11 protein-coding genes and 1 riboswitch are annotated in these 12,362 nt (G+C 49.1%); of the genes, 6 read left to right on the top strand and 5 right to left on the bottom strand.

Features of this window, described 5'->3' with window-relative positions; genetic code table 11:
* Positions 1-73 precede the first annotated feature (73 nt).
* The 5 genes from FIM25_RS14715 to FIM25_RS14695 all read right to left on the bottom strand — a co-directional run bounded on the left by FIM25_RS14715 (position 74) and on the right by FIM25_RS14695 (position 4,585).
* On the bottom strand, positions 74-685 hold the full coding sequence (locus FIM25_RS14715) for a DUF2284 domain-containing protein (protein WP_179953420.1): 612 nt from the start codon (positions 683-685) through the stop codon (positions 74-76).
* 59 nt (positions 686-744) lie between these two features.
* Complete coding sequence (gene cobO / locus FIM25_RS14710; protein WP_218961444.1) at positions 745-1,302, bottom strand: cob(I)yrinic acid a,c-diamide adenosyltransferase; 558 nt, start codon at positions 1,300-1,302, stop codon at positions 745-747.
* 103 nt (positions 1,303-1,405) lie between these two features.
* Positions 1,406-2,371, bottom strand: coding sequence for a methylmalonyl Co-A mutase-associated GTPase MeaB (gene meaB / locus FIM25_RS14705; RefSeq protein WP_139450619.1), 966 nt, complete (start codon positions 2,369-2,371; stop codon positions 1,406-1,408).
* A 1-nt stretch (position 2,372) separates the two neighbouring features.
* On the bottom strand, positions 2,373-2,777 hold the full coding sequence (locus tag FIM25_RS14700; RefSeq protein WP_139450618.1) for a cobalamin B12-binding domain-containing protein: 405 nt from the start codon (positions 2,775-2,777) through the stop codon (positions 2,373-2,375).
* A gap of 125 nt (positions 2,778-2,902) precedes the next feature.
* Positions 2,903-4,585, bottom strand: coding sequence for a methylmalonyl-CoA mutase family protein (locus tag FIM25_RS14695; RefSeq protein ID WP_139450617.1), 1,683 nt, complete (start codon positions 4,583-4,585; stop codon positions 2,903-2,905).
* 835 nt (positions 4,586-5,420) lie between these two features.
* Between FIM25_RS14695 and FIM25_RS14690 the strand changes: the two genes are divergently transcribed.
* The 6 genes from FIM25_RS14690 to FIM25_RS14665 all read left to right on the top strand — a co-directional run bounded on the left by FIM25_RS14690 (position 5,421) and on the right by FIM25_RS14665 (position 12,102).
* Positions 5,421-6,170, top strand: coding sequence for a DUF6125 family protein (locus FIM25_RS14690; protein ID WP_139450616.1), 750 nt, complete (start codon positions 5,421-5,423; stop codon positions 6,168-6,170).
* Between the two features lie 95 nt (positions 6,171-6,265).
* Positions 6,266-6,452, top strand: a riboswitch (cobalamin riboswitch).
* 268 nt (positions 6,453-6,720) lie between these two features.
* On the top strand, positions 6,721-7,575 hold the full coding sequence (locus FIM25_RS14685) for an ABC transporter substrate-binding protein (protein ID WP_139450615.1): 855 nt from the start codon (positions 6,721-6,723) through the stop codon (positions 7,573-7,575).
* Positions 7,563-8,348: an ABC transporter ATP-binding protein gene (locus tag FIM25_RS14680; protein ID WP_139450614.1), complete on the top strand. Its 786-nt coding sequence runs from the start codon at positions 7,563-7,565 to the stop codon at positions 8,346-8,348. The genes FIM25_RS14685 and FIM25_RS14680 overlap by 13 nt, the downstream gene beginning before the upstream one ends.
* Positions 8,345-9,340 (top strand): FecCD family ABC transporter permease, encoded by a 996-nt coding sequence (locus FIM25_RS14675; RefSeq protein WP_179953419.1) that lies wholly within the window; start codon positions 8,345-8,347, stop codon positions 9,338-9,340. The genes FIM25_RS14680 and FIM25_RS14675 overlap by 4 nt, the downstream gene beginning before the upstream one ends.
* A 46-nt stretch (positions 9,341-9,386) precedes the next feature.
* On the top strand, positions 9,387-10,160 hold the full coding sequence (locus tag FIM25_RS14670; RefSeq protein WP_139450612.1) for a DUF4465 domain-containing protein: 774 nt from the start codon (positions 9,387-9,389) through the stop codon (positions 10,158-10,160).
* Between the two features lies 1 nt (position 10,161).
* A complete protein-coding gene (locus FIM25_RS14665; RefSeq protein WP_179953418.1) occupies positions 10,162-12,102 on the top strand; it encodes a TonB-dependent receptor in 1,941 nt (646 codons plus the stop codon).
* Positions 12,103-12,362: the final 260 nt, after the last annotated feature.

The following is a 12,362-nucleotide window of genomic DNA, read 5'->3' as shown; positions in this document are numbered from 1 at the left end:
CAGATCATCCTTCCTTCTCTTTATGACAAAAAAGCATACTTATTCTGGAACAGAGAATATGGCCTGAAGGTCTTCAGACCAGCAGAACACCGGTCCATGTCACGCTCTCAGCCACGGGAAAAGTTGCTGTCTTCAGTCCGGCCCGTTCAAGGGTCGCCAGTACATCAATACCCATGGCTTCCATGGATGGACGGGCTTTAAAGGGATGGCGGCATATTGTCTTGCCCGTGAGGGCCACGCAGGAGTCACAGAGACGGCAGCAACCCCCGATCAGCCCCAGAGCAAAGCGGTAGCGGTACTCAAAAGCCCATTTTTCCGCCTGGTTTACAAGATGATGTAGTTTTCCGGCAGGAGCGTAGATCTCGGTTTTTCTTCCTTCAGCGGAATGTTGCGGGATATCTGCTTTTACCTGAATGAGAATGGCTTCATTGTAAAGGCTCAGTGCTTTCCGGAAAAATTCAATGGAAGGAACAACAAGGGGAGGGCACATGAGGTTTTTTCCGTAAGTGTCGCAGATGGGAATCTGGCACTTAATACGGACCCTTTCATCCACCAGAATAGCTGAGCTTTTTACTATTTTTGTGACAGAAGCTCCTTCCTGCATCAGGCGGGATGAAATTTCATTAAGAAATTCTGGACTTTCAAGGTCCGCAGCAGGGGCATGTGACAGGACCGGGATGGCCATTTGAGACCCCCTTTCTTTGCTTCCATGGGAAAAGCACAGAAGACCCATGGAGATGGTTTTCAGTGCTCAATGCCAGCCCTTGCCGTAACACCTTTATGATAATGGTGTTTGATTTCTCTGACCTCGCTTACCATATCAGCGAGTTCAATAATTTCTTCAGGAGCATAGCGTCCAGACAATACAAGATCAATCATGGGTGGCTTGTTTCGGATCAGCTCAACTACATCTTCCACCTCAATCAACCCAAAATCCATGGCCACATTGACTTCATCAAGGATGACCATCTGGTATTCGCCGGAGGCAATGGATTTCTCGGCTATCTTAAGTCCTTCCCGGGCCAGCTCCACATCCAGCGGTGCAGGATTTTCCTTCATAACGAAACTGGGCAGACCGCATTGTATTGCCGTCAGTCTCTCTGAAAGATATTTTTCTATGGCAAGTATTTCTCCATATTTTTCTCCCTTCATGAACTGGACGATCAGAACCCTGTTGCCGTGTCCGATGCTGCGGAGGGCCTGACCCAGGCAGGATGTGGTTTTTCCTTTTCCATCCCCTGTGATCACAAGCACCAGTCCCCGTTTATGGCGCTCCATGGTTGCTGCTATAGATTCTTCCATATAATGTCACTCCGAAAGGTAAGGCCCGGTTTCCCGCCGGGGAGAAGCCGGGCCTGAGGTTAAAGGTTTTTCTGACAGCTCTTTTCAGCATTTTTTCATGTCATTATTTTAGATAGCGGGAAGCAATTTCTTCCGCCAGTGTGTAGGGGTCTGTTTCCTTTTTAACCAGTTTTACTATCATGGCATCCAGTTCGCCTCTGGCCATAAGATCATTTAGTACGGGATCAAGAACCGCACAGCGTATGGCTTCGTTGAACTCCGTTGCTGCTTTTCTGCTGGACCAGTTTCCAATGAGGCTTTTGCTGACAAGATGTTCGTAGTGCTCGTTTATGCTTAATGCAAGATCGCTTACGCTCTGGCTGAAACCTTCGGGTTCAAAGGCATTGTCACATTTAAGAATTGGAGGCCGCCAGCCGCCGGGAAAAGCCGATTCCGGGGCCATGTTGAGCATGGTCACCAGTTCCCTGCGGAGCTTGGAAGATCCTTCCCTTTCAGCCTTGTTGATGACAAAAATACTTGCTATTTCCAGTATGCCTGCTTTGATGGCCTGAATATCATCACCCATGCCGGGTATGAGAACCACAAGGACAGTGTGGGCATAGTGCATGATGTCCACTTCCTGCTGGCCGGTACCCACCGTCTCCACAAGAATAACATCCTTGCCCATGACATCCATGATATGGATGGCATCCCCCACAGCCCTGGAAAGCCCGCCCAGAGCCCCCCGCGTGGCAACACTCCGTACGAAAACGCCGGGATCTTCCGCATGCCGCTGCATTCGTATGCGATCCCCGAGAATGGCACCGCCGGTAAAGGGACTGGTGGGATCCACGGCTATAACCCCTACGGTTCTCCCCATTTTACGGAACGAATCAATGAGTCCGTCCACGAGGGTGCTTTTGCCTGCCCCTGGAGGTCCCGTCAGGCCGACAACATGGGCATGGCCCGTTAAAGGAAAAATATCCTTCATGGTAGTGCGGGCTTCAGCTACATTATCTTCAATGTGACGTATAAGACGCGATGCAGATCTTACATCTCCGGATTGAATTTTTTTAACTTTATCGACCATATCAGTCTCTCTTTTTGACGTTTTTTCTGAACCAGTCCACGATATCGTCAAGTTTTTCTCCGGGAGTAAACAGTGCCTTCAGGCCTGCATCATAAAGGAACTGAAAATCCTGATCCGGTATAATGCCACCGCCAACCACATCAATGTCATCGGCTCCCCGCTGTCTGAGCTGTTCCACAACAGCAGGAAAAAGATAGCGGTGGGCGCCGGACAGACAGCTCAGCCCAACTACATCCACATCCTCCTGAATGGCTGCCGCCGCAATCTGTTCAGGGGTCTGATGGCAGCCCGTATAAATAACTTCAAAACCCGCATCCCGAAAACAGCGGGCCAGTACCCTGGCTCCTCTGTCATGACCGTCCAAACCCGGTTTTGCAACCATCACACGAATAATATGTTCTGACATTATGGATATACCTCCATGCGCTCATGTCGCGTTATACAGCCAGTTTCACAAATCATGTAGAGTCGGGAGGAACAGAATGCTTATTCATTCTGTCTCCCGGTTTCAGGCTTCAGATATTTTTCTGATCAGTAAAGACCCGGATCACGATATTCTCCGTACACCTCCCTGTATACGTCACAGACTTCCTGTACGGTAACGAGATTTTTAACGGCCTCAATGCAGTGGGGCATTACATTATCGCCTTTTTTACAGGCGTTTTTGATGTCTTCAAGGGATCTTTTGACAGCCTTGTCGTCCCTTTTTCTCCGGATGGCCTGAAGACTTTTGACCTGCTCGATTTCTACGGAATCATCAATTTCCACAAGGGGAATGGGTGAAGGTTCGGCGGAAACATACTTGTTGACACCCACCATGATTTTTTCACCGGCATCTATCTGCTTTTGGAAATGATAGGCCGCATCGGCAATTTCCAGCTGGGGATAGCCCTTTTCAATGGCAGCGACCATTCCTCCCATTTCATCAATTTTGTGGATATATTCCCAGGCCTTTTCTTCCAGCTCATTGGTAAGGGCTTCAACAAAATAGGAGCCTGCCAAAGGATCAATGGTATTGGCTACGCCGGTTTCTTCGGCAATGATCTGCTGGGTTCTCAGGGCGATCTGCACGGCATGGTCCGATGGCAGACAGAGTACTTCATCCAGAGAGTTGGTGTGCAGGGACTGGGTTCCTCCCAGTACGGCGGCAAGGGCCTGGGTGGCTGTCCGGATAACGTTGTTGTAAGGCTGCTGTGCAGTGAGGGAACATCCTGCTGTCTGGGTATGGAAACGCATCCACCAGGAACGCTCATCCTGGGATTTGTAGCGGTCACGCATGGCTTTGGCCCAGATTCTGCGGGCAGCCCTCAGCTTGGCTATTTCTTCGAAGAAATCACTGTGGGAGTTGAAGAAGAAGGAGAGTCTGGGAGCAAAGGTATCCACATGGAGTCCCTTGCGGCGGATAACATCTTCCACATATTCCATTCCATCCCTGAGGGTGAAAGCCAGCTCCTGCACAGCAGTAGCACCGGCTTCACGGATGTGATAACCACTTATGGAGATGGTATTCCAGCGGGGGACATGCTTGGCACCGAATTCTACGGTGTCGCTGACAAGTTTTACTGAAGGGTCCGGAGGGCACATGAGGGTTTTCTGGGCGATGAACTCCTTGAGCATGTCATTTTGTATGGTTCCCCCTATTTTTGTCAGGGGAATACCTTTAAGTTCTGCTGCGGCGCAGTACATGGCCCATAAAACCGTTGCCGGAGGATTTATGGTCATGGAAGTGGTAACCTGATCCATGGGGATTCCATCCACAAGCTGCATGAAGTCTTCCAGGGTATCAATGGCCACACCACATTTACCACATTCGCCCCTTGCTTTGGGAGAGTCTGTATCATAGCCCATGAGTGTGGGGAAATCAAAGGCCGTGCTGAGTCCTGTCTGTCCTTCCCTCAGCAGCATATGCCAGCGCTCATTGGTGGTTTTGGCATTACCCATTCCGGAAAACATCCGGAATGTCCAGTATTTTCCCCTGTAACCTGTGGGCTGGTTGCCCCTGATGAATGGAAACTGTCCCGGATACCCGATATCCTGTTCAAAATCCATGTGCTGAATGTCTTCGGGGCCGTAAAGCCTTTTGATTTCAAGGTCAGAGATCGTTGACCACCTGGGTTTCTGATCCGGACCTTTGGCAATGACTTTTTTTACCTCATCTTCCCATTTCTGCCTCATCCGGCTGGAGCTTTCCAGAACTTCCTTGGAAAAATGCATATGTTCACCAATCCTTTTTCTGAACTCAGGTTAACGGCACGCTGAAAGTTTATTTCAGCCTTGGATGGACCTTTTATCCTTATTTTATGAGTATTCACCCCGATTATGGTGACCTAAGGGGATGAAATCCTGCGGGAGACAGCCGGAGTATAATTTTCCGGTGTTTAAATTTAATGGAATCCTGCTGCTGTATCTGATCTGATGTCCCAGTCCTCATGGTGGAGGGACTTTTTTGCCAGATTCCCTTGGGGTAAAACAATCATTGTCGGGGTGATCAGTGTTTTTTTTGTTCGGGTTATCGCTTGATACTGTTTTATGATAAAGATTCAGTAAAATTACAGTATGCATACCGGATTATAATTTATTTTTCGTTTTATTCTGTTGTTTGCAATGAATATGCCAGTTTTCTCATTGAGAGGAGTAATTCCGGTTCCCCGTAAGGGTTTCCTGTGGAGATCAGAATCTTTGAGAGGTTTACCTATGGTTGCTTTTTTCATTTTCAAAGCTGATTTCTGATTTTATATCCCATGGAAGAAGGGATGTTGATTTATCTTGTTTTTGAATCTGAGGCTCTCTGCGAATGTGCACAAAGCGCCACGAAACGTTACCTTGATATTTAATGACCGTTTTGTTTAATGAAATTAGGCTTTTTTATAAATTGATAAAAAAATATGATGTGGCGAGTCAGTACACTAAGGCATGAATTGATATGTAAGTTCCGGACTGGCTGAATGCATGGCCTTAGTTTTGCAGCGTTATGATGATACTGAAACAGGATAAAGGCAGATGAGTTCGCTTGAATACTTTTATAATTTATTTTGGAAAGGTTATAATTATGACAGAAGATTTGGGTGGAAAACAGTCTTCGGAAGCTGTCTCTGCTTTGATTCTGGATCTTTTGCATCGCAGTATGGTCCACTACGGACTCTGGTTTGCAGAAGTAAGGCATCAGTTGGGGCCGGACAGCAGCCATGGGGTTATCGCAGAAGTTTCCGATAAGGTTCTTGGTGTATATATGAACCGTTTTGCAAAGGTTCTGGGTTTTTCCATGAAAGACGGTCTTCCTGAACCCCTGCTTAATTTACCAGAGGATAAACTGATGGCACTCCGGGATGCCGTCTCCCAGAACTGGCTGGCTCTGGACGGTCTCTGGTTTCAGGGTGTGGAATTTGAACATGGCATGAACGATGCCAAGCGATGCAATGATTCCTGCTGGGCCCACTTTTCTCCCTTTGAAGCGGCCATGATCCGTAAAAGCCTTGGGCTTGGGAAAAAACCCGGTCTGGATGGGCTGAAAAAGGCCTTGAATTATCGTCTCTACGCCTTTATCAATGAACAGAGCATTGAAGATACTGGTCCGGATCGTTTTGTTTTCCGTATGCACAAGTGCCGTGTCCAGGATGCGCGTAAACGTAAAGGTCTTGAGGATTATCCCTGTAAGAGTGCTGGGATGGTTGAATATCCTTTCTTTGCAAGGGAAATAGACCATAGGATAAAAACCCGCTGTGTGGCCTGTCCTCCGGATGCCCACCCTGAAGGATGGTGGTGCGCATGGGAATTTATTCTTGAAGAGGATAAAGCCTGAAAAATTCTTGCAAAGGCTGTAATGGATAAGAAATGATGGTCATCTGTCAGAAATTTTTTTAAATATGAATCCTTGAGTTTTTTCAGAGTCCATGACAGAAACGTTGCGTTCAGGGTGCGCTTTGCGCTTCATAGGGAATCCCGTGAAAATCGGGAACGGGCCCACCGCTGTAACCGGGGATGTTTTTTATAAGAGTGTCACTGTCCTTGAAAAGGATGGGAAGGCCATTAAAAAACAGATGATCCGGAAAGTCAGAAGACCTGCCCTGAAAGCATTTTCCCCGACCTCTTGAGGATCAGAGGGCGGAAAGAATGATCCTTATCCCTTAAGGGAGGGATCCCTTCCTGAACTCTATTTCCCCTTCGGGAAGAATGTTCAGAAGTGTGGTTTTTTCGTAATAATCGGGCCTTCTGTAAAATGGATTTCCTTGTTTTTTTAAGGAAATTTTCAGGTTTGCATGCAGGTCATGTATTCTTTACGGATATTTTCTTTCCCCTCCTTTTTCCCATCAGGTCCTGTGATAGATTTTTTGACGGTGCAGGTACCCTGAATGAAAAAAAACGCTGCCTTTTTTGGGATTTTCCTTCTTTTTTTCCCCTTTGTTCTTTCCGCTGAAACCCGGCGTATTCTGCCCATGGCTCCTAATCTTGTGGAGGCTGTGTTTGCGCTGGGAGCGGGAGATATGGTGGCGGCCATTCCTGAATATACCTCATGGCCTCCCGAGGCACTGGATCTTCCAGTGGTGGGAGGGTATTTCAACCCTAATCTTGAGCGTATTGCAGCCATCAGGCCAGACCTTGTCATTCTGCAGGGCAGGCATGAAAAGATGGATACATACTGCCGCAGACAGGGGATTCCCGTGCTGCGTGTAAGTATGGAAAACAGGGCTTCCATTACAGAGGGTATCCTTGTTCTGGGAAAAGCCCTGGAACGTGAAAATGAAGCTGTAAAACTTGTTGATTCTCTGGAAGCTGAGCTGGAAAAACTCCGCATACGATATGAGAGAGCCAATCCTCCCGCCATACTCCTTGTGCTGGGGACTACCCCCGGTACCCTTTCCCAGATCATGACCGCAGGAAAAGATTCCTACCTTACTGAACTTATCGCACTGGCCGGGGGGCGGAATATTTTTGATGACCATCCCCAGCGCTATCCCTCCATTTCCAAGGAAGCCATTCTCATGCGTCAGCCGGATATTATTCTGGAACTGCTTCCCGGAGAGTCTCCGCCAGCTCCGGAAGATCTTGTAAGAAAATGGCGGGCTCTTGGTCCGCTGCCTGCGGTGCGGCATGGTCGTATCCGGGTACTTTCCGCAAGTCATCTGCAGATGGCCGGTCCCCGTATTCCTGAAGCAACGGCCCTTTTGGGGGAGGTGATGGAGGAGATGATGTTATGGGAGAATTAAGGGGTGAAGCCCTTGAGTTTTCCCGGGAAAATGATTTTTTGCTCGGTCCTGTGGATGTGGAGGTTCAGCAGAAGGGACTATGCTGCATAATAGGTCCCAATGGCGGGGGCAAATCCACCCTTTTGCAGATTCTTGCAGGCGTACTCAGGCCTGACAAGGGTAAGGTTCTGCTGGAAGGACGGCCAGTGGCGCAGCTCCAGCGCAGGGATGTTGCTGTCAGGGTGGGTTATCTGCCCCAGGTCGTACGCTCCCTTTATGCTTTCCGAACGGATGCCGTGGTGGCCATGGGCCGTTTTCCCGTGGATGGCGGGCATATTGGGAGGGCTTCTGCCCGGGAGGCGGCAATGGCTGCCATGGAAAAAACCGGGATACTTCATTTGAAAGGTCGTTTTCTTTCCGATCTTTCCGGTGGAGAGCGGCAGAGGGTGCTGCTGGCCTCTGTACTTTGCAGAAATCCCGACTACCTGCTGCTGGATGAACCGACCACAGGCCTTGATCCCCATCATGGGGCTGAATTTTTTTCCCTTTTGCAAAAAGAAACAAGATCCAGTTCCGGTGCGCTGGTGGTGAGCCATGATATCAATCTGGCCGCAGCCTTTGCGGACAATTTGATTTTTATGGATCAGGGACGGATTCTGGCCAGAGGAAAGCCTGCTGATGTTATGAATTCCGAAGTTCTTGCCAGAGCCTATGGCAGATCCATGGCCGTATGGTCCCATCCCGATGGCAGAGGCGGCAGGGTGCTGTTGCCGGAGAGGAAGGATTTTCTGTGATTGGAAGTGCAGAAAAAATTCACTGGCTGATCTACGGTCTTCTGGCTCTTGGGGCACTCTGCATTCTCCCTTTTTTTGGGGCGGAAGCAACGCCACCCGCTGCTTTTTTTGAGCTTTTTTCCGGGGAAAGGAGTCTTTCCGCAGAAATTCTTCTTCATCACCGATTTCCAAGGGTGCTGCTGGCCTTTATCTGCGGCATGGGACTGGCTGCCTGTGGTGCTGCTTTGCAGGTAATGCTGGAAAATCCCCTGGCAGAGCCCTTTGTACTGGGCATTGCAGGCTGTGCCGCTGTCGGTGCTTCCATGGCCCTTTCTTTTCCTGTCTGGCTTGTGTATTGCGGCCCATTTTCTTCGGTTCAGATACTTGCCTTTGCCGGATCATTGATGGCTGTGGGGCTTTCCCTGAAGCTGGCTTCCCGTTTCGGCGGGGCTGCTGAAACGGTTATCCTTGCCGGTGTAACAGTGAATATCCTCTGTGGTGCCCTGATGATGCTGATCCGTTATTTTGTGGACCCATCAAGGCTTGTGGTGATGGATCGCTGGCTAATGGGCGGGCTGGATGTGGTGGGCTGGGACAGCCTTATGGCCATGTTTCCCTTTGTTATAATAGGAAGCCTCCTGCTTTTTCCCTTAGGCCCGGCCTTGAATCTCATGGCTGTTGATCCTGTTCTTGCAAGGGCTCACGGGGTACCCGTCAGCCGGGTGCGTCTGCGGATCTGCCTTGCCACAGGATGTCTTGTGGGTGCGGCTGTGGCTTTTTCCGGTCCCATCGGCTTTGTGGGCCTGATTATTCCCCAGGCCGTGCGGAGGATTTCCGGTCCGGATATGCGTACGGGACTCTTTTTTTCGGCTTTGGCAGGGGGAGCTTTCCTTGCCTTCTGTGACATGCTGGCAAGAACCCTTGTGGCTCCTACGGAAATGCCCGTGGGTATTTTGACCGCTGTGATTGGTGGGCCTGTTTTTTTGAGGATGCTTTGGAAACGCTCCCTGTAAGGGTGCGCCTTAACTTTGATGGAAGAATATTGGAAAGGATAAAAAAATGATGAGAAGACAGGCATGGATGACGAGTTTGGTTCTGGTTCTGCTGACGGGATTTCTTCCCCTTTATCTATGGGCTCAGACCTTTGTTCCGGCAACCTTTGAGGATGTGGACCGGAAACATTTTACCGATGGTTACTGGAACGGCAGTGACGGTAGTGGGGAAATACGGTCAGGCACCATGACCTTTAAAAATGATTATAATCAGGAATGGAGTGCCTGGAGCGGTTTTGCCCTTTCTACGAAAAAGGATACCTGGACAAAGGATTTTTCAAACCAGTACAGCGCCATAACCGGCGAAGGTATTGATGGTTCTTCTACCTATGCCGTTGGATATATTGGTGGAGCAAGCCCTGAACTGGTGCTGGATTCCCCGCATACCCTCAGCGGTCTTTATGTGACCAACACCACCTATGCTTACGGTTCCATGGAAAAAGGGGATGATTTTGCAAAAAAATTTGTTGCAGGAGACTGGTTGCGTCTGACCATAGAAGGCCGCAACTCAGCAGGCGATATAGCAGGTCGGCAGGTGGTTTATCTGGCGGATTTCCGGTCAGGTGCGTCCAGTCCTTATATTCTGGATACATGGAAATGGGTGGATCTTGCCTCCATGGGACCAGTAAAGCGCCTCTCCTTTTCCCTTGAATCCACGGATATGGGTGAGTGGGGCATGAACACCCCCGCCTATTTTGCCCTGGACAATGTGGGTGGTCCGCGTATCAAAGAAGCGGAAGGTTCCAGCTCCAGCTGTTTTATCAATTCTCTGGGTTTTTGATATGAATCCAGCCCATGCTGTATTTTTCCTTTTTTTTTCTGCTTTTATTGTTTCCTTATTTCCCGGTTTTGCCTCAGGAGATTCACCTGTAAAGCTTGAAACCATTGTGGTGACGGCGGGTCGGGAAGATAAGGGGGCGGAAAGGCTTGCCAGACCAGTCCGGGTCTTGGACAGGCAAGACCTGAGCCGCATACCCGGAGCCGGGCTGGTGGATGTGCTGGCAAGGGAGGCTGGGCTTGTTCCCAGAGAAGGTGTGGGGAAATCAGGAGGGCTGGATATAAGGGGTATGGGAGACACATCATCCAGCAATGTTCTGGTGCTGCTGGATGATGTTCCCATGAACGCAAGGGATCTTTCAGGTGTGGATTTTTCCACCATCGCCATGGAAGACATTGAGCGCATAGAGATTATCCGTGGCAGCGGAGCCGTACACTGGGGCAGCGGAGCTGTGGGTGGTGTTATCCGTATTGTCACGAAAAAACCGGCAGAACTTTCTGCCACCCTCTCCTCGGAGACGGGAAGTTTTGGGCATAGAAAAAACCGAATCCAGACTTCCGGCAGCAGTAAAGATTTTGCCTTCCGTCTTTATGGCGGACATAATCAAACCAGTGGTTATCGGGAGAACAGTGCCTTTGAAGCGAAAGATGCGGGGCTGGATCTTCGTCTTGGTAGAAAAGGCCCTTTCTCCTTTGCTCTGTCCGGCCATGTTCATGAAGATACCTATGGTCTTCCCGGCCCTGTTACTGCGGGCAGATCCCGTAAAAGCGCATCCACTCCCCATGACGGCGGAGAAACCTTTGAAAAAAGATTCACGGCAAGGGCGGAAGGCGATTTTGATTCCATCGGAACCCTGAAGTTGCAACGCAGTTTGCGTTACAGGGATCAGAAAATGGATATGACGGGCAGGCAGAGCTGGGAAGAGATGGAAATTTTGCCCGTGGATATTGCGGTTACGGAAAAAATATTGCGTGCAGATTATCATCTTCCCTTTGCCGGAAACAGCCTGCATCTTGGCCTTGATCATCTGGAAAGCCATTATATAAGAACAGATCCCGATGCTAATCTAGCCCGTCGTCACAATGGAAGAATTATTGAATACGGTGCTTTTGCAGCAGCTGATTTAGGTATAACGGAATCCTTGCGGCTGGCTCTGGGGGGACGCTACCATCATGTGGATGCGGATTATCGTTATGACAGAATGGATCTTCAGGAATGGCGGCAGTATGCTTTAAGGAGCGAGGCATGGGAAAAGCAGGCATGGGATGCAGGGCTTATTTACGAAGTAAATTCAGAATTACATCTTTACACTTCCTTTGCCAGCAGTTTCAGAAGTCCCAATGTGGATGAACTGGCAAAGGCGTCATCGGATTTGAGACCCCAGGAAACCCGACATATGGAGCTGGGTTTCCGCACTTTTGCCCCTGGCCGGTACCGGCTGGAAGCGGGGCTTTTTTCCATGGAAGCCCATGATGAAATTTATTATGACAGTCTTCTGCAGGAAAACCGCAATTACGAAGATACTACCCTGAGGCGGGGGCTTGAAACTTCCTTGAGTCTTTATCCTTCACCTTCATTGAGTTTTCGTCTGGACATGACTTTGATGCAGGCCAGATTTGAAAAAAAGGATACGGTTATTCCCCTTGTACCTGAGCGCCATGCAGGTCTGCAGATCTCATGGGAGCCTGTGGAAGTAGTTGGGCTTCATCTGGCAGGCCGCTGGTTTGACAGCCGCTATGACGGCAATGATTATGATAACAGGGAAAAGAAGCTGGATGCCTTCCATGTCTGGGATATACGGGCCCGTCTGCACAGGGCACCTTTGGATATCTTCATGGAAATAAATAATATGCTGGATGAAGAATATGCCCTGGCTGCCTATTCAGGGGCATTTTATCCCATGCCGGGCAGGCAGTTTAAAGCGGGGGTGGCCTTATGGTTTTAAGAAAAGTAAGGGGAAAAAGGGGTCTGATAATCATATAAAGGACTACCTCACCGAGTCTTGTAAAAAATTGACACCTCCCTATTCATAGTAGCACTATGAAACCAAGGGCAAGAGACTTAAATCTCAATAGGATTTAGGAGGTGTCTTATGAAAACTTACGCTGGAATCGACCTGCATTCAAGCAATAATTTTATTGTAGTCATTGATAACGATGACAAACGACTCTTTGAAAAGCGATTACCCAATACGATTGAAGATGT

The organism is Desulfobotulus mexicanus, assembly GCF_006175995.1.
GTDB classification, from domain to species: Bacteria; Desulfobacterota; Desulfobacteria; order Desulfobacterales; family ASO4-4; genus Desulfobotulus; species Desulfobotulus mexicanus.
This window is presented reverse-complemented; position numbering and strand designations above follow the sequence as displayed.